This window comes from Bacteroidia bacterium (assembly GCA_037045145.1).
Taxonomy (GTDB): Bacteria; Bacteroidota; Bacteroidia; order AKYH767-A; family OLB10; genus OLB10.
On sequence record JBAOIA010000011.1, the window covers coordinates 1,584,288 to 1,608,510 of the forward strand.

The window sequence follows — 24,223 nt, forward strand, 5'->3', positions numbered from 1 at the left end:
TTAGTCACACCCCGAAAACCAAATATTATGAAAAACCTAATTTTTACCACTATAACAGCCATTGTGCTCTGCATGACTGCTTTGTTTACTCAGGCACAAACTACTTTATTCTTATCCTCACCCGACACCCTCAGGGCATGTGATGTAAACAGGTTTAGCGTTTCAATTGTAAATCCTGTTACCGATACGGTAATCATCACACCTCAATTGAATTTTCCAAACGGAACTTCTGCAAGCTGTACAACAAGTGGCAGTGGTGTAAATTACATCTTTGAGAGTGTTTCCGGAGGTAGTGCCACTACATTGCAAACAGGCAATGTTTTGCGCTTTGTATTAAACGGAACCGGCACAGTTACTTACACCTATCGTGCAGAGATAGATTGCCATGTAATTATGATTGATTCTTCGGCAGGATTGGTTAAACTGCAACAGGATTTTACGGGAAGCAATTCCTATATCATAAACCCCGGCAGCAGCAACAGTATAGAGCAAGCCGTTAACTACACCAAAATAACCGAATTAAATGCAGGCAACAATTTTTATGTTAACTACCAACAAGATACAACATGGCTTTTCTACTATAAAAATACGCTTTCGCACAGAGCAAACATTGGCTTTACTTTCAATGTCTATACAGGCACAGCCTGTAATGATTTGGTGTTTGGTGCAGTGGAATACAGCATTGGACTCCAAGGCCAAACGGTGGCTTACAGCGGCTCCCCTTCTCAAGATACAGTGATGCTAAATGCATCCGACACATTGGTGATACGGATAAAGGTAAAAGCTACCAATTGTGTGTCGTGCAGCAGCATGAATGCAGCCTTCAGCTACCGGTGCAACCAAAGCCTGAGCGGTTGCAGCACTTGCGAACACAGCTTTGTTCATGCCTACACAGCCAACATGAACGACAAGCCTAAAATAGATGTGTTGCGAGTGAGTCCTCAGCAAGTTACCTATGACAACAGTTGCATTAACGATACTACACAAACAACCCTGTGGAGCTACACGCTTGTAAACACAGGCAATTGTGCTATTGACAGTGTTCAGTTTGATCTGACACAACTTGGCGATGCAGCATGGGATGTACGCAGGCTGATGCTCATGCCCCGTAAAAGTTTGGTGATTGAAAAAACTTCGTTGTCGCATTGTACTATTGATACCGTGCTTGAACTGAAAAGCCAGCATCTGTGTGCCGATTTGGTGGACACTGCCGTGTATAGTTGCTATACCATGATTACTGATTTTTATCCCGGAGATACGGTGCATCTGCAGTTTGCGCTGTTGCGATGCAGCCAGGACACCTCTGTGCTGATGAATGCTTATAAATACTACAATGCATGGATGTTTAAAGGATTAAAGACAAGAAGTATTTGTGGTGTGGAACAGACCATACCCACAGCCAGTGGCTTTGCCGCAGGCACCCTGTTGGCAGGTCAGACAGGTGGTGGCGGATACGATGTGCATCTGCAACATCAGTTCTACCCTTCGGTGTCCGACATGAGTGTTTCCAATTCCGGCACTGGAGAGAAAGCTACCTTCAATGTCAATCTGCAAAGCATCCTCAACAATGGCAAGCCTTATGTGTATCAACTCTTGGGCTGCAATCAGCCGCAGCAACAATGCACCACTTTAAACGGATGGCTGCGTGCTACTGTGGTGTGCAACACCAACCTCACCATTCCCAATGCTTATAGTGATGCTTTTATGATAACACTGTCTGCCACTGGCGACACTACTTTTTATAAACCCTACTACTACGACATCACGCAGGACAGCCTGAGTTGTGAGGCTAAAAGATACCACTATTACTTTAACCTTGCCGACAGTGGCATGCGCACTGTGATAGACAGCGGCAGGTTTGTTTATACCCTGCAGGCTTGTTGCGAAAGCGACATCGACCCCACACCCTACAAGGCAGAATTTCATTTGCTTGCCGATGCAGGCAATTGCTTTACTATTAATTTACCTACAGCAAGTGTTTTTCATTATCAGGAGCCTACTTTTAGCGCAACCGATGGCATAGCGCAATGGCTGCCGCTGAGCCATGCCGGTAATTCTATAAGCATACATTGTCCAGGCTGTGTAATTCCAGGTATTATTGTTGACCATTACCGCATGGAGCGCAACACCTACGGCCTTCAGGACAGCGACAACGACCACCGTGCAGACAGTGCCACTGCTATTATAGATACAGGCAGTGTGTGGTTTGCACAAAATAAAAACAACCTGAGCAGCACCACCCTTGCCTTTGGCGACCGCTGCACAGACTACCTGCGTGCGCACGTGCAGCCGGGCGACCCCGGCAATGACGGCTACACCTATGCCATGATGAAAGCACTGGGGCTGCGACTGAATGCCCTGCAACTGAGCCGCATCATGCCATTGGCATTAGACACCATGATGGTAGTGCCCGACACACTTACATTTTATATTGACGACCCTACTGACAGCATTGGCGGTTGTTTTGAATGTGAGCCTTTTGGTGCAGGCAACGATGACTACATTACCCTGCTCAAAATTAGGGTAACGGGGACGGATATTGCGCAGTTCTTTCTAAACACCAACACTAATCTTAACGAATACCTGTACAGCTTTACCAGTTTTTTTGACAGCACGGCAGTGAGCGATACAGGCAACCTGCACATCACCACATTGAACGTGCCCATAGGCAGCAGCCGCAGCTTTCATGGGTTCGAAGAAGGGCAAAGCATCAGACTTAAAGTAAGCTATCATGTTTGCGGCAACTTCAACCCTGCCGGTGACCTTACAGCAGAAAACACCTTCAGGCAAAGCCACATACAAAACACCATGTGGCTGAGTGGAAAAAAACAACCCCACTCGCAGGTGCCGCAGATGGAACAAAGCCTCACCCTGCTGCAAAACAGTATGAACATTACCATTTACGATACATTAGCGCCACCTTACAATCTGATGGACACAGGCTATGTCAACAACCGGTTGTTTTTTTGCGAAACAAGAGGTAGCTTTGCTTACTTTGCTGCTACCACTTTCAGAAACAAAACTATCATCACCAACAAAAATATTTTTCAATGCCGCAAACGTATGGAGATAAACATGTCATCGGGCTATTGCAACAATGCACAGGTGTATGATGCCTATCCGTTTGAATTCCGCAGTCCGTTAATTGCAGGGCAGTCTGTGAATGTTAATGTGCCACCGGGCTATGAAATTATTCAGGCAACAAGCAAACATAAAGTACCCATAGGAAACAACTTCTTTCAGACAATGCCTGTTGACATAACAACACAACTGCCAAACACTACAGGCAACTTTTCTTTGAATACCACACCCTTTATTGCAACACATTGCCTTACCAACGACACCACAGCACAAAACCTTACCACAGGCACCACAGCCTACATGGGCGATCAGTTTTATGAGCATACCATAACCTTAGACATGATGCCTATTGCCTGCACCGATGATACGGCACACAACAACAGCAGCAACACAGTGGTAACTTTTGGCAATCAGGCAGTGCCCTGCCAGAGTTTTTATGGCTGCCAAAACACCGCTGTAACGGCAACCAACTCGAGCAATGCCATTGAAGATTTTACCTTAGCACCGCAACTCACCTCTTTGGGAATAGGCAACAGTCTGGCCACAGGCATCAGCGACACGGTGTGCTGGAACAATCTGGTTTTAATGAATACCACAAAAGATAATGCAGACAATGTTTTTCTCTCTGTAGCCAATGCACCTGTCTATCTGAGCCAGTGGCATTACATAAGCCACCCTTCTAACAATATTATTCAGGCAAATGGCGATGTGATTGGGCTGGCACCAACCTTAGCACAAAACGTTTTACTGAGCGGCAATGTTTGTGCCGTGATGGACTCCTGTCCTCCGCTGCAGGATACGCTGCAATTTTATCTCTACTACGGTTGGAACTGTAAAAACTTTCCTGCTACACCTTTTGCTATTGACAGTGTTTGTTTTACTGATAGTGTGCCGCTGAAGTTTACCCGGGCAGCTTATGAGTTGGTCACGGCATCGTGGAGCCAGACAAGCAGTTTTAGTTTATGCGATACCCTTTTTGCAGAAGCCAAATTTCAAAATGGCAAGGCAGGATTTGTTTATCCCTTTATGGTAACACTACCAGGCTACGACCCGCGCCTGCAGATTATTGCAGCTATGGCATGTAACAATACAGATACTGTGGGGCTTACACCTACAGCAGCACCTGATGTGTGGACGGTGACAACAGACAGCCTGATTGCCTTGTTTGGCAACAACGGTATTCACAACAGCCAGTATGTTACCATACGTTTTTTGATGGTGGCATCTTGTGGTTTTGGAATGAATGTGGCAGACATTTTGCCCGACCTGCAACTTAGTGCAACAACATTGTGCAGCGACACCCTCACAGCCACATCGCGGCAATTGGGTTTTGCCATGCCTGCATTTGCATGGGACTCTATCAGCCATTGCCCCGACTGCTGGAGCATTGCCAAAACTGCCGACACCGACACAACCAACGTAGGCGACACGCTTACCTACACCATCACCGTATGCAACAACAGCGTAAATACGCAGACCGGTACCCTTGCAGATAATTCCCCTGCAAATTTTGTAATTACCAACAGCACACTGCCTGCAACAGTAACGCTAAACTCTATGCAATGCGACACTTTTACCGTATCAGGATATTTTACCTCTCCGGGAAGTTGCCTGTATAACGTTGCAAGCGTTACTTCTCCGGCAAATACTACGTGGAAGGATAGTGTTTGTGTTACGGTGATAAATGTTTGTGCAAATACCGACACGACCTTTGCAGACAGTACTTTCTCCGGCAATGCAACCATCAACAACCAATCAATATTTGTAGCCAACCGCTTTTATGTAAACGGAAATTTAACACTGAACAACTGCACTGTTTACACCGCTGCCGGAGCGCAGATAATTGTACAAAACGGAGGTGTCTTTACGATTAATAACACAACCATTCAGGCTTGTGATACCATGTGGAGAGGGATAGAAGTGTTGGCTAATGGTATTGTAACCTTAAACACAAGCACCATTCGCGATGCAGAAAACGGCATCTTGCTGCGCAACAAAGGCATTGTAAAATCTGTAAACAGTAATTTTTACGACAATATCATCGGCATTAATGCCCAGCCCGAACTGGCACAGAGCGATGTTTATGGCTTTGCACAACTAACCGTTGTGGGTACAACATTTACTAAGGCAAATGGATTTAAACCAAGTTATGTGGGGCAACCCACTCATGGCACTGTACCATTGAGTGGCATCTGGCTCAACAATATGTTTTGCACCATTGGTGACAACCTTTTTAATGAAAATTATTTCAGTAAAATGGAGTTTGGCATTTACAGTGTTAACAGTCATTTAACTTTAACTAACAGCAAGTTTGAGTTTATCAGTAACAGTGGCAGTTGGCCAACCAAACCCAGCGGAACGGCTGTTGTCAGTTGGGGCAACAGCCAAAACACCATGGGTGTTTTAGTTATGCAGCCACTATCATCCAGTGGCACTACAGTGCAGCAATGCGACAGAGGTATTTACGCTATTTACAGCGAATTAAAAGCACACAATCTAATTTTCAGACAAGTGCTTACGGGCATCTATGCTGCACGTTGCAAACTACGCACAGCAGACATCACCTACAACGATATTCAGGCAAAGAGTTATGGCATCTATTTATCGCGCAACGAAGGTGCAAAATCAGTGACAATTGAAGGCAACAACATAACCATGCAAGGAAGTAGCAAAGGCGTAGGTATAACACTTGATGAATTAACCAACACCTCCAGTGCTAACTACAATATTTACAACAACATGATTGCATTACATGCAGCTGCAACAGGTATAAAAAGCAGCTTTGCTTTAAAACCACAGATAAATTACAACAGGATTAATCAATATACCGTAGGCACGCAAAAACCATTAACCACAGGCATTCAGCTATTAGGCAGCGACACGGCAACGGTGACATGCAACTACATAATTTCCGACTATCCAGCCGACACACTTTTAATATCTAAAGGTATGGAGGTAGCGCAGAGCAAAGGCTTTAACATTAATTGTAACCACATACGTTTTCAAAACTGCGGAGTGTATATGGGAGGTGATTGCACCAAAAACAATGTATATCGTACCAACGATGTGGACAGTTGCGATATGGGTTTGTACTTAAACAGCGCTGCCATCATTGGTGATCAAATGCAGAAAGGCAACCGGTGGCTGCATGTATTAAACAAAGTGAATGCAACCAATTTGGGTAATCCAGCTTTATCGCAAATTTTTGTCCATACAAATGTAAACACTATATGGCATCCACTGAATTATTCACCAAACGGGCCTTGGTTTATTCAAAATCCCGGCACACCTGACCAATGCGGCAATGACTGTTATGCAGCCTTTACCACATTGGAAGATACAATGTTGCTTTACAATATTGCCAGAGGCGATACTTTGTCAACAGAATTTATTGAAGAAACTAAAAGCATTGCCCAACAAAATCTTTATGAATTGCTTGTTGCCAACGACACCCTTCGTGGCAGCGACTCGGTGCTTGCTGCTTTTTATATAAACAATCAAAACACTGTTATCGGCAAACTGAGTGAAACAAAGGATTTTCAGAAAACAGCCTTTGTTATCAATGGCTATTTTAATAGTTTGTTAGCTGCATCCGATAGTTTGATACAACAGGTTACTGACAGTTTGAATATTGTTGATAGTTTATTGAAACAAAACCCCAATACACTTTACGAAACCATGTTGAACAATCTGATACAGCAATTAAACACACAGCAGACTATACGTAAAAACTTAATGCAACAGATTGAAAATATCCAATCAGGCAACTGGGTTAACAGCACCAATGCCAATGCTGCCGTGCAACCATTAACGTTGCCGCAGATAAATCAAAAAACCATGAATGAGCTACTTCGAAAAGCAGAACAGCTAGGCGAAGACAGTTTGCAGACTGATATGAATACACTGTTAAACATTGCCGTACAATGCCCCTACAGTGGAGGGGTTTCTGTTTATCAGGCAAGAAACATGCTGGCATTGTTTAACGACAGTTTGGAGTATGACGACCTGTATGCCTGCTTGCAGGAAGGTATTTACAGAATGGCTCAAACGGCAAACGGACTTACAAACTATACAGCCATAGATTTTGATTTGTTGCCCAACCCTGCCGATGGCAAAACTGAGGTAAGAATACTGTCACCGGTTGATGGATTAACGAAGTTGACCCTGCGCACCATGCTGGGGTATATGATGGGCGAATGGCAGTTGAATGGTGAAAAACAATTTACTATTTATACACATAAATACTTACAGGGAATGTACATAGTGGAAATAAAAGACAGCAACGGTTATAACAGGGTTAAAAAATTAATTATTGCACGATGAAGAAGCTAATAACAATCAGTATTATTTTATTGCATGGCTTTAGTTGTTTGGGGCAGGGTTATAATCACAATTATTTGTTGGGGTATCAAACAGGACTTGATTCTTTTACTACAACATTTAGAGCCAAGGCAGAAATAGATGCAGTTAATTTTAATATATTTTCACAGGTAAGAAAAATGAGATTTAGAAGTGCACAGGCCAATATTTCCGATAGTGCCGGTAATTTATTGTTTTATACCAATGGTTGTTGGATTGCCAATGCTTTAGGTGATACGATGGCGAATGGAGGGGGGTTAAACCCAGGTTCTTTTGCAAATGGATATTGTGCATTTGGTTTTCCAATACCAATTACACAAGTAATTTTGCCTTATCCTGATAGTTCGGGTAAATATTTGTTGCTTCATCAAACAGGCGATGTAAGTGTATATCCGCGTAATCTGTATTACTCCATCATTGACATGGCGTTGGATAGTGGTCGTGGTGCAGTAACCCAAAAAAATCAAATTGCATTTAGCGACACATTGGTTTTTGGAGTTACTGCATGTAAACATGCCAATGGCAGAGATTGGTGGGTGGCAGTACTTAAAGACAGCAGCGATGTAGTGTTTACAGTATTGTTAACCCCCAATGGAATCAGCAACATTCAGCAGCAACATTTGAATGTGCCCATGCACACAAGTTTTAGCTCTATTCAGGTTTTTTCGCCTGACGGAACAAAGTATGCTTATATAACTATGAATCCTACTGGAATAATGGGTAAACCTTTAAAAAGGGATATTCGGCTTTTTGATTTTGACAGATGTTCCGGTTTATTTTCAAATTCAAAATACACATTATTACCTGATTCAATCTATGGATTAGGATTAGGATTTTCACCTAATTCTAAATTACTGTATCAGTTTTCGCAAATCAATATTTACCAGTATGACTTGCAGGCTGCTCAAATTTGGCAAACACAGCAATTGGTTGCCCAGTACGATACATTTTCTTATGGTGGTTGGACAGATTTTTGTTATATGTACCTTGCGGCCAACGGTAAATTTTATATTTCATCGTGTAGCGGAGCACCCTATTTTGGTGTTATTGACCAACCGGATAGTGCAGGTTTAGCTTGTAATGTATTGCAACATGCTGTCCAAACACCATGCTATTTAGGTTTTTCACATGTTAATCACCCCAACTACTACTTAGGCTGCGATACTACACAAACAACTTGCCCATGTTTGATAACGGGTATTAATGATGTCAAGCAACATGATTTCAAATTTTCAATTTCCCCCAACCCAAGCAATGGTAATTTTAAAATAGTTTATCTCTTGCCACAGAACAAATCCGGCACACTTCAATTATTTGATATAACCGGCAAACAAATTTACAAACAAAACCTGCCGCCTTGGAGCACTATGCAATACATCTCATTGTCCAAAATCGCTAACGGAGTTTACCAATGTGTGATTAGCAGCGGCAATGAAAGGGTGCATAAAAAGTTGGTTGTCTTTAAGGAGTAATAAAAGTTTAAAAGGATTTTTTATTAGTAAAAAAATGCAGTATCAGACCGAGCATGAAAAAACTAATGTTATGTTTGCTTGCTATTATGACTGCCTGCAAATCGGGTAAACAGTCTTTAGAAACACATAATGTTCAAACAAATTTTATGACAACACAATCAGGAGTTAAAATTGAAATTAAAGAAAAAGGAAACGGAATTAAACCATCAGCGGGTGATAGAATTACCGTTCATTATACTGGAAAATTGCAGAATGGTACTAAGTTCGATAGCTCTGTTGACAGAGGAGATCCCTTTGTATTTAACGTTGGAACAGGTCAGGTTATAAGAGGATGGGATGAAGCATTCAGTATGCTTCAACAAGGTGATAAGGCAATATTGACCATACCACCGGATGCAGGTTATGGCAGTCGTGCTGTTGGAACTATTCCTGCTAACTCGACCTTGATTTTTGAGGTGGAATTACTCAAGGTGACACCTAAAATTGTTCCTGCACCATACAATGTTTCAGGTAAAGATACTGTTAAGTTGCCTTCCGGACTTCAGTATATTATGATTAAGGAAGGAGCAGGAAAAGTAGCGGCTTCCGGTGCAACTGTTTCTGTGCACTACAGCGGATATCTTGAAGATGGAAGCATGTTTGATTCATCTGTTGAAAGAGGTGAGCCAATTAGTTTTCGTTTAGGCGAAGGAAGAGTAATTCAGGGATGGGAGCAGGGTATTGCATTATTAAAAACCGGGTCGCAATGCAGATTGATTATTCCCTATCAACTGGGTTATGGAGAACAGGGTTATCCACCGGTTATTCCGGCAAAGTCAACACTCATTTTTGATGTTGAATTACTTGAAGTCAATTGATGGTTTTTGTGAAAAACTGTAGTGAAGAAAGTTCTGCTTATAACCTATTATTTTGATCCAGGAAATGCAGTAGCCACACCTCGAATAATGAGTTGGGCAAATGAATTCCATCAGCATGGTATTGAACTTACTGTGGTAACCAGGCATTTTAATGGAGATGAATGGCACTGGCTCGATTTTATTAAGGAGACATCAGAGCCTGTTAAAGTTGTAATGAATGAGCGTTATAATGTTCATTATTTGCCTTATCTAACAGGAAAGCCTGCACTTGTAAATAAGAATAAACTATACAGTAAATTTTATCATTTAAAAGCATTTCTTAAGGGGCATTTTAATACAGAGATTAATGCTTATGCAGCATTTGGAAACTATTGCAGAAAGATTTTAAGAGAAAATCCACAGGATTTAATTTTAGTTTCTGCTCCACCACACAATCTTGTGCGACTGGCAAGTGAATTGGGCAAGGAATTTGATTTGCCTTTTGTGGTTGATTTCAGAGATATCTGGAATAACTTACTTACAGGAAAGGTTCAAATGAATATGCGTAGTCGTATCTCAAATTATATTGAAGAAAAATATATCGGAAAGTGGTTGAAAGAAGCCAGCTTAGTTACAACAGTAAGTCAGGCACTTGTTGAACAAATAAAAAGAATCTTTGATGGTAATTGCATGGAGCTGACCAATGGTTATGAAATGAAATTATTTAATCAGGTAAGTAAAATAAATCCTCCGTCAGACCGCTTTGTTTTTGCCAGTATAGGAACCATTTATCCTGTTCAGAATATTTCAATAATGATTGAAGGTCTAAAGTTGTTTTACAACCAACTTCAAGACAAAAAGAATTTTGAAGTAAAGTTTATTGGATTGGGTGCAGTTGAGAGTGTTGCACATCAAGTAGCGTCAGAGCTTGAGTCTTTAAAGCCACTTGTTACACAAAAGTTAAGCAGGAAGCAAGTACTTAGGCATTATCAGGACAGTCATGTACTTTTTATTCCTGCATGGTCAAATCATAAAGGTATATACTCAACAAAAATATTTGAGTATATAGGTTCAGGAAGAAGAATCTTGGTAGCACCCGGGGATAATGATGTTATAGATAATCTGGTTCGTAAATCCGGAAGGGGTTATATTGCAAATGATGCAAGGGAGTTTGCATCTTCATTAAGAGAAGTATATGAACTGTGGCAGAATGGAAATTATAAAGTTGAGCAACCGGCAGAATGGGAGCAATTCTATTCCAGAGAGAAGCAAGCAGAACTTTTAGCAATGGAAATACTAAAAATTGCTTAATGAAAGAGAAGGTGTGTTATATTTTATCTTTTCATGATCGAGCAGTGCAATATGAATGGATTATAGAACGTGCAATTAAACAAGGTCTGAATTTGCATTTTATTTTCCTTAACCCGGAGAAATGGCATATTGAAAAGTTTGCAAGGATGAAAAAAATTCCTTGTTTGTTTATAAAATATAGGTCTAAAAAGGATATCCCGCGTGCTGTAGCATTGATATATCAATACCTGCTAAAAGAAAAAATCACAGTTGTTCATACTCATCTTTTTGATGCTAATCTTGCAGGACTTACAGCAGCATGGTTAGCTAAAGTGAAAAAGAGAATTTATACACGACACCATTCCGATTTTCATCATCGGTTTTATCCAAAGAGTGTACGGTTTGATCGTTATTGCAACAGAATGGCCACAGATATTGTAGCTATCAGTCGGAATGTTTATGACTTATTAATAGAAAAAGAAAAAGTTAACCCCGAAAAGATACATTTAGTACATCATGGATTTGAAATGGAACTGTTTTCAAAAGTGCCAATTTCACAAGTAGAAGAGTTACAGGAGAAATATAAAACCAAAGGTAAATTTCCTGTTGTTGGCATGATAAGTCGCTACGAAGAAAGTAAAGGAATACAGCATGTCATTCCTGCATTTAAAAAGTTATTAAAGAAATATCCTGATGCACTTCTTGTGTTGGCAAACAGTCATGGTTCTTATTCAAAGCAGATAAAAAAAACGCTGGAACAAATTCCGGCTGAAAGTTATTGTGAGATAAGATTTGAATATAATTTATTTGCATTATATCAGTTGTTTGATGTTTTTGTTCATGTGCCCGAATACAAGGAGTATGAGGCATTTGGGCAGGTATATGTTGAAGCACTTGCAGCCGGTATTCCCTCTGTATTTACTATTTCAGGAATTGCCCCTGAGTTTATAAAAAACAATGAAAATGCACTTGTTTGTGATTACAAAAATTCAGACGAAATTTATCAAGCAATTTTGCAAATACTTTCAGATGATAATTTGAGAAGAAGATTGGTTGAAAACGGATTGAAAGCGGTAGATACGAAATTCAGTATGGATAAGTATTTTAGTCATCTTAAAAAACTTTATGGGTATGATTGAGATGAAAGCAGATGAACATACTTTTCATGTTTTCATGTTTTATGAATATGGTACAGATCATTTTATGAAACAGATTTCATTCGTTCAAATGCAATATGAAAAAAATGTTGTATTGCATATAGCATATTTAGAAAGAGATTTTAATTTGCTTAAGGAGACGCTGAATCAAGTCAGCCAGCACGAGAAATTTGTTTTGCATGAAGTTCAACAATCTCCTTTTACTAAAGTTTTTGAATTGGTTTGTTTGTTAAGAGGGGTTGATAATGGGTGGATATGCCTTCTGAAGCCTGGTGATGAATGGCTGCCATATCATTTGTCTGCTTTTCGCGATGCTTTAATTCATTTTAAGGGATTTAAAACTTATTACGCTTTGAATTACCAAAGCGGATATAAGGCTATTCGATCAACAAACCCACTGAAAAATATTGTTGATGTGGAACAAATTGATTTGAGAAGTAAGTTGAGTCTGTCGCAATTAATGATTAATAGTAGTCTTTTTAAGAGCAATGTTTTTCCTGATTTTAAAGTAGATTCTCATTTTGATTCACTGTTTGAACTAATATTAATATGCAGTTCTAGTATGGTAAGAATTAACAGATTTACAAATATTTGCAACATCAGGAAACAGGTGCATAACAGGTCATATTTTGATCAACAAACACTGATAGTTTGTTACCTGATTAGAAATATTGTTAAAGACCATAAACAAAGATTTCAACTACTAATTACCAATTGGCGAATTGGTTTCATTGGATTGTTAAAAACGTTACGATTATTTAGTGCCGGAATATTTTTTAAAGAAATGCTTTGTTATTATGTTGGAATGAAAAGAGGTATCAAGAAAGGACAAATTTATGTTGACTGACAAGAAGCCTTTTTTTTCTGTAATTATGCCTGTGTATAATCGTGCAGACCTTGTTAAAGATTCCATAGCTTCTGTATTGAGCCAAAGATTTGATGATTTTGAACTGATATGTATTGATGATGGCTCAACTGATAATACATTATTAGTTTTAAAAGAAATTGTCAAAAAAGATAAGAGGATTAAGTTGATTTCTCATCAAAATAGGGGTCGTTGTGCTGCCAGAAATGAAGGGATAAATGCAGCTTGTGGTGAATGGATTGCATTTCTTGATTCAGATGATTTTTATCTTGAAAATCATCTTTCAATAATGTATCAGTTAATTCAAAAATTTCCGTCATTTTCAGGCCTGGCAACAGAATTGGTAGTAGAGAGTAAAATTAGAGATTATGCGAATTGCAACTATTTTAAAGATCAAAAAGTTTTTGATTTAAATGATTTTGCAGAAGCCAATCCAATTTCTTTAAATCAGTTTTGCTACAAAAAGTCAAATTATCCCGAATTGCTTTTTCCTGATATAAATATTCTAACTGCAGAAGATTTGCTTTTTTTTCGTATGTTTAGTTATAAATTTAAGATTTTGAAATCAGGAATCATAACAAATTTTGTAAACTCGCATGTTAACAGATCTATGAATCTTATATCTACAGAACAGTTTGTCTATTGGAATAAATTTGCAACTGACTATTTTATTGAGAATTATACCTTACCCGATAAAATTACTTCTAAGATGCGGCAAAATTTGCAACTCTTTATAAGTAATGTTTACTTGTCATCAAATAATATTAAAAAGGGACTTGGTGAGTTAATTAAAGTTATGAAATATCCACCGACCTATACTGATATCCATTTTTATAAAGCAATTGCAAAAATATTTATTAACTGATGTGCGGAATAGTAGGTAGTTTTTCGGTAAGTAATTATTTTTCTATTGATGATATTAGAAAAGCATCTGCTGCAATCAAACATCGTGGTCCTGATGGAGAAGGATTTTATAGCGATAATTTTGTTCGATTGGCACATAGGAGATTGTCTATAATTGACCTCGATAACAGAGCCTCACAACCTATGTATTCATCATGTAGTCGTTATGTGATGGTGTATAATGGAGAAATCTATAATTATGTTGAATTACGTAAAGAGTTAGAAATAAAGTATAAGGATAGCCCATTGTCTGAATTTAAGACTACAAGTGATACAGAAGTAATTTTAAGATTATTTGAGATTAAAGGTGCTGATTTTGTAAATGACTTGAATGGTATGTTTGCAATTGCAATTTATGATACTCAAGCCAATAAATTGTTTTTGTTCAGAGATAGATTTGGGATAAAACCTTTGTATTATTTTCTGGATTCAGTTGGTAATATTTGTTTTGCTTCTGAGCTTAAGGCATTACTTGCAATTGATGGAATTGAAAAGAAAGTTAATAATCAGGCGGTAACAAGTTTTCTGCACACAGGATTTATTCCTGCACCACTAACAATATATCAGAAAATATATAAACTTGAAAGTGGAAGTAGCTTAATTATTGATAGAAATGGTTTGGAACGTAAATCGTTTGTGATAGAAAAAAAGTGTTCTCAACGTGAGCTTATACGCGATGAAAAAAAAGTGATACAAGATGTAGAAAAGCTTTTGATGCAATCCGTAAAGATTCAATTACGCAGCGATGTTCCTTATGGCGTTTTTTTAAGTGGAGGTGTTGATTCAAGTTTGCTAACAGCAATAGCAGCCAGAAATGTTAATGAAAGGCTGAATACATTTTCTATTGGTTTTACAGAGCAAAGTCATAATGAATCTGAACATGCGAAAGTCATTGCACAACATATTGGAACCAATCATCATGAGTTTGTTGTTTCTGTTAAAGATGCGATTGACTTAGTTGAAACATTTTTTGAAGTTTATGACGAGCCTTATACAGATACTTCTGGAATTCCTACTATGATTGTTTCAAAGCTTGCTTCAAAGCATGTTAAAGTAGTATTGTCAGGCGAAGGTGGTGATGAATTGTTTTTTGGATACGGCACACATAATTGGGCTAAGCGACTAAATACTTTTCCTTTTAATGTTTTAAGGAGCTCTGTTAGAACGGCTCTCTCACTTGGTAACTCACGCAGTAAACGCGTTGCACATTTACTGGATTTTGATATATATTCCGAATTTTTACCGGAGCATATTTATTCGCAAGAACAATATTTGTTCAGCAATAAGGAAATTGTGGACTTAGTTACTGAAGAATTGAAGGAGGAAGCTATAAGAAATATAACGCATCGAAATGAAATGTTGAATCTGATGTTTGATAAAAGTGATGACTGCATGCCTGAAGAAAGACAAGCTAATTATGAACTTAAGTTTCCTTTCCAGGATGATTTATTAACTAAGGTTGACAGGGCTACTATGTTTAATTCTATTGAAGCACGCGTACCTTATTTAGACAATAATCTAGCTGAATATGTTTTCTCAGTTGCAAGTGATATTAAAATAAAGGATGGAGTTAATAAATACCCATTAAAAAAAATTCTTGCCAGCTACATACCTGAAGAATTATTTATGCGACCTAAAAAAGGATTTTCAATTCCTCTTGCAAAATGGCTAAAAACTGATTGCAAATATTTGCTTGATCGCTATCTTGATAAGGGGATAATTCAACAGGCGGGTTTTGTTAAATTTAGTGTGGTGGAGAAATTAATTCAAAGATTTCTCTCCGGAGAAGATTATTTATATAATCGTATCTGGAGTCTAATCGTGCTTCATCGTTGGTATGAATGTCAGCAATGATGATTAAATTGTTTGCAGATCTTTAGATTTAATCCAGCCTATATTTCCATTAGGGATTCTTATTTTTTTCCAATAGCCCAGCTCATCAACAATATTAATTTTAGTCCCTTCATGTAATTGAAACAGGTTGGTGCCTTTATCATCAGGAGCACTTTTAATATAAGCACTTTGACTAATGATTAATGCCTCTACTGATGAATCATTTATTCTTTGGCGTGTTTGGGTTGTGACAAAGAAAAATAATGTGCAGCAAGCCAGAGTTATGCTTAAGATAAAGCATAATTTTTTCAATGGAATATTTTTAATAAGAATCATGGTAGCTATTGTTGCAATACATAGCCAAAGAAAAACCAGCATTATGACAGCCGATGAGTCGGCTGTTGAAGAGGCTAGGTAGTTATCCCACCACTGATCATAAAATACTTTTGGTGTAGGCTCAATTTTGTCAATAGTTTTTTGATTTACAATAGCTAAATTTAGATTTACATCAGCATCGTCAGGTTTTATTTTTTTTGCTCTTTCGTAATTTAATATTGCTTTAGTGTAATTATTTGTTTTGTAATAAGCGTTTCCAAGATTATAATAAACTTCAAATGAGATTATGTTGTCTGCAATAATTTGTTCATATTTTTCAATAGCCTCGTAATAGTTTTGTTTTAAATAAAGATTATTAGCTTCATTAAATGCCAAATCATGTTTTGGGTCGGCAAAAACATTCTTTGAAAGCAATAGGTAAAGTAAGAGAAATAAATGTTTTGCTTTCATAGTTTATTTGTTTAAAAGATTTTCAAGCTCTGTAATGATAGCTGCAGCTTCAGCGTAAATTTTTTGTGTGTCATTATTCTGTGTCAGTGGGGCATATCGGGCAAGTTCACACAAGTCAATTGTTGAAATAATTCTTTCAGTTATTGTATCAGGTATATTCCTGCTGATTAATTTCTGCTTGAGATTTTCTTTTGTCATCTCTGAGAAATTGATGTTTAGTTTGTCAGAAGCATAACCATATAAGGCTTTGGAAATCTCTTCGTAAAAGGAATCATCTTTCTTGGCATCAATCATCTTTTTAGCAATGGATAATCTTTTATGTGCCATTTTTGTAGCTCTGCTGCTTCGCATATATTCTGCATCACCGGCAAGTTTGTTTCTTCTTCTAATAAAAAATATCAGTATTATTAATGCCGCAAATGGAATTACAAATAGTAAATAATACAAAGCACTCAGGTAAAATGTTGATACAGCTTTTGTAGTTAATTTTCCGGTTTTAATAAATGAAATATCTTTGCCGAGCAGCTTAATATCTGTTTTGTTTTGAGATGTCGCTACAGATTGTGCAGCACCTGCATCGCCAGAAATACCTTTAACTGTAATTTTAAACTCTGATGAATGTAACTGTACATATTGTTTTTTGTCAAGGTCGAAGTAGGTGAATTTTATTGGATCAATAGTATATTCACCTTCATGGCGTGGTATCAATAAGTATTCAAAAGTTTTACTGCCTGAGACACCACTTTCTGAAATATTTGTGTTGTCGCTGACCTTAGGATCATATTTTTCAAAATCAGTCGGTACCTCAACTTCTGGTGCATCAATAAGTTTTAAATTTCCTTTACCTGATATTTTTATTTTAAGGTTAATAGCATCATTGGCTTTTACTTTATCATTATCAGTTGTTGCCTGCATACTAAATGTTCCAACTGCACCTTTAAATGCATTGTCACTTTCCTGAGGTAAATCTTTGACTGTAATTTTTACTGGTAAGCTTTTTACGTTAACTTTTACATCTTGTGCCGATCCGAAAAACGGGTCGTTAAAAAACGGGTCGTTAAAAATATCAAATGGATTATTGGAGCGTTTGCGTTGGTTTTGAATACGGGCAATGCAGCTTCCTTCCATAGGTTCAATAGTTAATGTGCCAGATTGCTGTGGAAACAGAAGGACCTTTTTAACTATACCAACTCTATACATTTCACCATTGTAATTTTCTGTGGTGAGTTCTAATTGTTGCGGCATTTTTAATTCCTGTGACCAGAATCCATTTAGTGCCGGCAATTTATCAATGCTATAGTTTACTAAATTTACTTTAGTATATAGTTTATATGTTGCCAAAATACCTTCTCCACGATAAACATTTGTTTTGTTTAAACTCACTCTTAAAAACACACTATTGTTGTTGACACCTGCCTCAGCAGCATCAGCTTTTTGCTGTTGTGCGCCAGATTGTGCTTTTTGTCCTTTAACGACATTAATCGTTAGGCTGTTGGATTTTACTTTTCCTCCATTAACATTTATTGTAGCGGGGTCAATTCGAAAAGTTCCTTCGCTGTTTGCAGTAAGATAATAAGTAAACGATACAGACTGCGACATGTTGCCGTTTATAAATTGCATACTTGTGCTTTGATTAGGGCCGCTTAATACATTGAAATCCCTAAAAGTTGGAGCCTGAAAATTACTACCTTGTGTGTTTAAAGTATATGTAATACTAAATTGCTCATTGGTGCCAACGGGGTTTTTGTTTATGGATGCAATAAAAGTTATTTCTGCGGCAAAAATATTTGAAGTAGTTAGAAGCAACAAATGAAGCATCAGGCCTAAAAATACAGGCTTGTACTTTAATTTAATAGCTGTTATTACCATTGCTTTTCAATATTAACTCTTGTACCTTCTTTCTTAGCTAATTTCTTCTGCAAATTCATTTCATCGTTTTTAAGTGCCTCAAGCATGCGTTCTGCATCTTCTTTGGAAATTTTTGGCTGCTGTGCTTGTTCTTTTTTCTGATCTTGCTTTTGTTGATCCTGTTCTTTTTGTTGTTCTTTTTGTTGTTCTTTTTGTTGCTTTTGTTGGTCTTGCTTTTGCTGCTGTTTATCCTGCTGTTGTTTTTGTTGGTTCTTTTGATCTTTTTTGTTTTCCTGATTTTGTTTTTCTTGTTGCTGTTGTTGTTTTAGTTTTGCTAAAGCATAAGAATAATTATATAAAGCATCTTTATCATTTGGGCTAAGCTTTAAAGCTTCTTTATAAGCATTTGCTCCTTCCTTATATTTTTCTGATTTCATCATAGCATTGCCAAGATTATACAGAGACTTAGCTTTAACATCTGAAGAAAGTTTTTCATTGTTCAGGTTTTGATAAACTCCGGCAGCTTCATCAAATTTATTTTGTTTGTAAAGTGCATTACCTAAATTGTATCGTCCTGCCACACTACTGCCATTTTTTTCAATTGCTTTTCGATAGCTGGATTCTGCCTGATCAAACTTTCCGTTTTTATATTCTTTATTGCCCTCACGAACCAATGGTTTATCATTTTGTGAATGAGCTACAAAATACATTGACATGAAAAACAATATAAGAATATTACTTTTTTTCATCACCATCGCCAAATAAATTTAATTCTTCCATCCATCTGCTTCTTTTTTCTGAAATCAGAAACTCTAAGATAATAAGAAATAATGCTACACCTAAAAGATATTGAAATTGGTCTGCATAATCTGTAAACATTTTACTGCCAAATTCGTTTTTTTGCATAGCATTGATTTCCTTCATAATAATACTAAGTCCATCATCGCTATTTGTTGCCCTTATAAATTTACCGTTTCCGGCTTGTGCAATTTCTGCTAAGGTTTGCTCATCAATTTTAGTAATTACAGTCTGACCGTTATTGTCCTGCATAAATCCAGTGCGCTGGTTATTTGTATAAACCGGAATAGGAGCTCCATTAACTGTACCCATACCTATGGTATGAACTGTAATATTATTTTTATAGGCTTCTTTAGCTGCCGCTATCGCATCATCTTCATGATTTTCTCCATCAGTAATAACAATAATAGCTTTGTTTTTTTTCGAAGAGTCTTCAGTGCCGAAAGATGATGTTGCCAGATCAATAGCTTTCCCTATGGCTGTTCCCTGCGTTGGAACAATGTTAGTATTGACAGTTGAAAGAAATAATTTCGCAGCTCCATAGTCTGTGGTGATAGGCAGTTGTGTATAGGCTTCTCCGGCAAAGACTATCAAACCGATTCTGTCACCTTGCATTTGATCAATTAATCGTGAAATAGATTGTTTTGCCCGCTCCAAACGACTTGGTTTAATATCCTCGGCATTCATGCTGTTGCTTACATCGAGTGCAATGATGACATCAACACCTTTGCGTTTAACAGTTTCTAATTTGGTTCCTACCTGTGGCCCGGCAATTCCAATTATCAGGAATAGAAAAGCCGTCATCAAGAGAATAAATTTGAGCAATGGTTTGGTATATGCTTTACCCGGTGTGAGGTATTTTACCAGATTTATATCACCAAATATTTTTAGTGATTTTTTTCTCCAGCTAACCAGGCTCACATATAAAATGATAAATAGCGGTATCAGAGCAAGACCATATAAAATTAAACTATGTGAGAAACGAAACATTTTTATGCTTTAATAATATTAAGTAAGTTTTCTTAACCAAGTATATTTTAACAATAATTCTATTGCAAAAAATATTCCTGCCGCCAATGCATAATTAAAATATTCTTCGCTGTGACGTCTAAACTCAGTTACTTCAACTTTTGTTTTTTCGAGTTTGTCAATTTCTGAGTATATTTCTTTTAAAGTTTTATTGTTTGTTGCACGGAAATATTTTCCATCTGTAGCATCAGATATTTGTTTACAGATTTCTTCATCAATCTGCACAGGAACATTCTGGTACTGAATTCCAAATATTGTCTTAAACGGATATGGGGCCATACCAACGGTTCCAACACCAATTGTATAAACTCTTATCCCAAAAGTTTTAGCTATTTCACCTGCTGTTAATGGTGCAATTGCTCCGGCATTATTCACACCATCAGTTAACAAAATAATAACCTTACTTTTTGTCTTAGCATCTTTCAAACGATTTACTGCTGTTGCCAATCCTTCACCAATAGCAGTGCCGTCTGTCAACATGCCACTTTCAATTTTCGACATTAGATTTTTTAATACAGCATGGTCTGAAGTTAATGGGCACTGCGTAAAGCTCTCCCCACTGAAAATTACCAAACCAATTAAATCATTGGGGCGATGATCAATAAAATCAATAGCCACTTTTTTTGCAGCTTCAATTCTATTGGGTTTAAAATCTTCTGCAAGCATACTGCCAGAAATGTCCATTGCTAAAACAATTGAAATACCTTCTGTTGAAACTTGTTGTGCCTGTGATGATGACTGTGGGCGTGCAAGTGCAATGATGATGCAGATTACACAAAGGATTCGAAATAAGAACGGCATGAATACCAAACGCTGTCTGAAACTTGGTTGGTAATTTTGAAAACCATCATCAGTAGAAAATTTAAGTCTGACCTTTTTTGCCGAAGTAACTTTCCATTGCCATAACAGCATAGCCGGAATTAGCAACAGCAACCAGAAAAACTGAGGATAAGCAAATTGTATGTTATCAAATAAACTCATATTTTATAACTTAACCTGTTCTTGTGGTTTTGCAGTTGGAATAACCTTGGTTTCATTTACAAATATGAAAGCATCTGTCATTGCCTGCTCATTTTCACTACTCAAAGGTGTAAATTTTGCAAATTTTGCCAAGTCACTTAAAGTTAATGTGTTTTTCAGTCTGCTAAAATTGTCGGCACTTAATTGTAATGCGGTATTGCTATGCATTATCTCATCAGTTGTACTTTCCATAGCATCAAAACTCCAGCGATTGCTTATGTATGCTCTCATTATGTCTGAAAGCTGTGTGTAGTACATTTTGAAATCACCTTGCTGCCATAATTTTTCTTGCTGAAGATGCTCTAGTTGTTCAATAGCAATTTCATGCGCAGGTCGTTTTGGTGCTTCAGGAATAGTTATTGCCACCTGTGGTTTTTTCTTCCTAAGGCGATAGACAACATACCAGATTATTGCAATTAACAACAATATTATTGACGCATACATTACAATTTCTTGCCAGGTTAGTCCAACGTCAATGGTTCCTTTAATATCATGTATAGCTTTGCTGGTGTCAACGGGCATCAGGTTTGAAGTCAGTAATTGTGCTTGTGTTTCTACGGTATAATTTGTGGTATCTCCAGGTTTGGTATAATTAAATACAAATGGAGTGATTACAAAAAAGCCAGAGTCAAAAGCAGTAAGTGTAAATTTTTGCTCACGTGTAATTAAGTTTTTGTTGGCAGAAGGTAAAGTGTCAATTGTCGAGCGCGAAATAACATCAATACCACCAAATGTATCAGGAATGGTTACCCATTTTGTTTGATAGTCTGAAGGTGCAGTAAAACGAAGTTTTGCTGTTATTTGTTGCCCTGCAACAATTCGGTTAGTGTCAAGTTGAAGAACAGCAGTTGCATTCTGTGCAAATACACAAGGTGTAGTAAGTAATACTAATATAAGCAGAGCAGCAAGGCGGTTACTGAATTCTTTCATTTTTTAACTCTGTTCTTAAAAAGTTTCATCAATGGTTGAATATAGTTCTGTCCTGTAAATAATTCTACTTTGTCAATTCCACTTTTGCTTAATAGACCATTAATTTGGTGATTGCGTATTTGTCGTTGATGCTGATAATTCTTTCTGACAATAGCACTTGAGGTATCAACAAGTTGCTCGCGACCGGTTTCTGCATCATAAATATTAATCAATCCAATGTCAGGCAATTCTGATTCACGTAAGTCATTTATCTTTAAGACTACTAGGTCATGTTTGCGATTGGCTATTTTCAATGAATCTTCAAGCATGCTTTTGGGTTTGCCAACAGCAGGGTCGTAGAAGTCAGAAATTAAAAATGCAATACTCTTTTTCTTTATGGCATTACTTAAAAATTGAAGTCCTGCAACTATTGATGTGCCTTTACTTTCAGCTTCAAAATTTATTAATTCACGAATGATGCGTAAAATGTGAGAGCGGCCTTTGTTTGGAGGAATAAACTTCTCAATCTTATCACTAAATAAAATTATTCCTATTTTATCATTGTTTTGTATTGCAGAGAAAGAAAGTACAGCACAGATTTCTGCTATCAACTCTCGTTTAAATTGTTTTTGTGTACCAAAATTACCGGATGCGCTAACATCTACTATCAGCATAACATTTAATTCACGTTCTTCTTCAAAAACTTTTACATAGGGATGATTTAAACGTGCAGTAACATTCCAGTCAATTGAGCGGATATCATCACCCGGTATATATTCTCTCACCTCGCTAAAAGCCATGCCCCGGCCTTTGAAAGCCGAATGGTATTCACCTGAAAAAATCTGGTTTGAAAGACCTTTTGTTTTGATCTCAATCTTCCGGACTTTTTTTATCAGTTCTGTTGCATCCACAGCGTTGGCAATTGTTTATTGATTCTGTTGAAAGAAATTTGTTAAATGGTTTAAAGTATTAAGGTACTTCAACAACGTTAAGTACTTCGTTAATCACCATATCTGTTGTATAGTTTTCTGCCTCTGCTTCATAAGTCAAGCCAATACGATGACGCATTACATCATGACAAATAGCACGTACATCTTCAGGAATAACATAACCTCTGCGTTTTATAAAAGCATAAGTTTTTGCTGCAAGAGCAAGATTAATACTTGCACGTGGCGATCCTCCATAGTTGATGAGTTGTGCAATTTTTCCTAGTTTGTTGTCATTAGGAAAACGTGTGGCAAAAACAATATCAATAATATATTTTTCTATTTTTTCGTCCATGTAAACTTCGCGAACCAATTGCCTTGCTTTAAGGATATCTGAAGTGCGGATAACTGGCGTGATATTATTTTTTTCCTGTGATAAATTCTGACGAATAATTAATTTCTCATCTTCACGCGTTGGATATCCGATAACCACCTTGAGCATAAAACGATCTAATTGTGCTTCAGGCAATGGATAAGTTCCTTCCTGCTCAATAGGATTCTGGGTGGCAAGTACCAGAAAAGGCTCATCAAGTTTAAAAGTCTCATCTCCAATAGTAACTTGTTTTTCCTGCATTGCTTCAAGCAAAGCACTTTGTACTTTTGCAGGGGCGCGGTTTATTTCATCAGCTAAAATAAAGTTGGCGAAAATGGGCCCTTTGCGAACTGCAAATTCTTCTTTTTTCTGATTATACATTAATGTTCCTACTAAATCTGCAGGTAATAAATCAGGAGTAAACTGAATACGGCTAAAGCGTGCATCAATTGCAGATGCAAGTGATTTAATGGCTAATGTTTTAGCAAGACCAGGAACACCTTCTAGCAATAAGTGACCATTGGAGAGTAAGCCAATGAGTAGTCTTTCTACCATGTATTTCTGTCCAACAATTACCTTGCTCAATTCTAATTGCAAAAGGTCAATGAATTCACTTTCGCGCTGGATTTTTTCGTTTATTTCTCTGATATCAAACATAAATAGTGATGTTTATTTGCGATGCAAGTTTAAAAGTTTAGCTGTGAAAAGAATGTGAAATAGATTGTTAATTTGTGTTAA

Annotated in this window: 16 protein-coding genes; 8 read left to right on the forward strand and 8 right to left on the reverse strand. The window is 37.4% G+C overall.

What is annotated here, in order from left to right:
- Positions 1–27: 27 nt before the first annotated feature.
- The 8 genes from V9G42_07780 to asnB are packed head-to-tail and all read left to right on the forward strand — an operon-like array spanning position 28 to position 15,817.
- Entirely contained in the window at positions 28–7,404 is a 7,377-nt protein-coding gene (locus V9G42_07780; protein MEI2759310.1) for a T9SS type A sorting domain-containing protein, read from the forward strand.
- Positions 7,401–8,912 carry a T9SS type A sorting domain-containing protein gene (locus tag V9G42_07785; GenBank protein MEI2759311.1) on the forward strand — a complete coding sequence of 504 codons (1,512 nt, stop codon included), beginning with the start codon at positions 7,401–7,403 and terminating at the stop codon, positions 8,910–8,912. Before V9G42_07780 ends, V9G42_07785 begins: the two co-directional genes overlap by 4 nt.
- 53 nt (positions 8,913–8,965) lie before the next feature.
- Positions 8,966–9,769 (forward strand): FKBP-type peptidyl-prolyl cis-trans isomerase, encoded by an 804-nt coding sequence (locus V9G42_07790; GenBank protein MEI2759312.1) that lies wholly within the window; start codon positions 8,966–8,968, stop codon positions 9,767–9,769.
- A 21-nt stretch (positions 9,770–9,790) separates the two neighbouring features.
- Positions 9,791–11,059 carry a hypothetical protein gene (locus V9G42_07795; GenBank protein MEI2759313.1) on the forward strand — a complete coding sequence of 423 codons (1,269 nt, stop codon included), beginning with the start codon at positions 9,791–9,793 and terminating at the stop codon, positions 11,057–11,059.
- A complete protein-coding gene (locus V9G42_07800; GenBank protein MEI2759314.1) occupies positions 11,059–12,177 on the forward strand; it encodes a glycosyltransferase family 4 protein in 1,119 nt (372 codons plus the stop codon). The genes V9G42_07795 and V9G42_07800 overlap by 1 nt, the downstream gene beginning before the upstream one ends.
- Positions 12,170–13,042, forward strand: coding sequence for a hypothetical protein (locus V9G42_07805; protein ID MEI2759315.1), 873 nt, complete (start codon positions 12,170–12,172; stop codon positions 13,040–13,042). Before V9G42_07800 ends, V9G42_07805 begins: the two co-directional genes overlap by 8 nt.
- Complete coding sequence (locus tag V9G42_07810) at positions 13,032–13,925, forward strand: glycosyltransferase family 2 protein (protein ID MEI2759316.1); 894 nt, start codon at positions 13,032–13,034, stop codon at positions 13,923–13,925. The genes V9G42_07805 and V9G42_07810 overlap by 11 nt, the downstream gene beginning before the upstream one ends.
- Positions 13,925–15,817: an asparagine synthase (glutamine-hydrolyzing) gene (gene asnB / locus V9G42_07815; protein MEI2759317.1), complete on the forward strand. Its 1,893-nt coding sequence runs from the start codon at positions 13,925–13,927 to the stop codon at positions 15,815–15,817. The genes V9G42_07810 and asnB overlap by 1 nt, the downstream gene beginning before the upstream one ends.
- A gap of 3 nt (positions 15,818–15,820) precedes the next feature.
- On the opposite strand, the gene V9G42_07820 is transcribed toward asnB, so the two are convergent.
- Genes V9G42_07820 through V9G42_07855 form a run of 8 tightly spaced genes read right to left on the reverse strand, consistent with a single transcriptional unit; the run spans position 15,821 to position 24,142 of the window.
- Entirely contained in the window at positions 15,821–16,582 is a 762-nt protein-coding gene (locus V9G42_07820) for a tetratricopeptide repeat protein (protein ID MEI2759318.1), read from the reverse strand.
- 3 nt (positions 16,583–16,585) lie between these two features.
- A complete protein-coding gene (locus V9G42_07825; protein ID MEI2759319.1) occupies positions 16,586–18,451 on the reverse strand; it encodes a BatD family protein in 1,866 nt (621 codons plus the stop codon).
- Positions 18,445–19,140, reverse strand: coding sequence for a tetratricopeptide repeat protein (locus V9G42_07830; GenBank protein MEI2759320.1), 696 nt, complete (start codon positions 19,138–19,140; stop codon positions 18,445–18,447). Before V9G42_07830 ends, V9G42_07825 begins: the two co-directional genes overlap by 7 nt.
- Before the next feature lie 25 nt (positions 19,141–19,165).
- On the reverse strand, positions 19,166–20,218 hold the full coding sequence (locus V9G42_07835) for a VWA domain-containing protein (protein MEI2759321.1): 1,053 nt from the start codon (positions 20,216–20,218) through the stop codon (positions 19,166–19,168).
- 18 nt (positions 20,219–20,236) lie between these two features.
- Positions 20,237–21,220, reverse strand: a complete 984-nt coding sequence (locus tag V9G42_07840) for a VWA domain-containing protein (protein ID MEI2759322.1) — start codon at positions 21,218–21,220, stop codon at positions 20,237–20,239.
- 21 nt (positions 21,221–21,241) lie between these two features.
- On the reverse strand, positions 21,242–22,207 hold the full coding sequence (locus V9G42_07845; protein ID MEI2759323.1) for a hypothetical protein: 966 nt from the start codon (positions 22,205–22,207) through the stop codon (positions 21,242–21,244).
- Positions 22,204–23,097 (reverse strand): DUF58 domain-containing protein, encoded by an 894-nt coding sequence (locus V9G42_07850; protein ID MEI2759324.1) that lies wholly within the window; start codon positions 23,095–23,097, stop codon positions 22,204–22,206. Before V9G42_07850 ends, V9G42_07845 begins: the two co-directional genes overlap by 4 nt.
- Before the next feature lie 58 nt (positions 23,098–23,155).
- Entirely contained in the window at positions 23,156–24,142 is a 987-nt protein-coding gene (locus tag V9G42_07855; protein MEI2759325.1) for an AAA family ATPase, read from the reverse strand.
- Positions 24,143–24,223 lie beyond the last annotated feature (81 nt).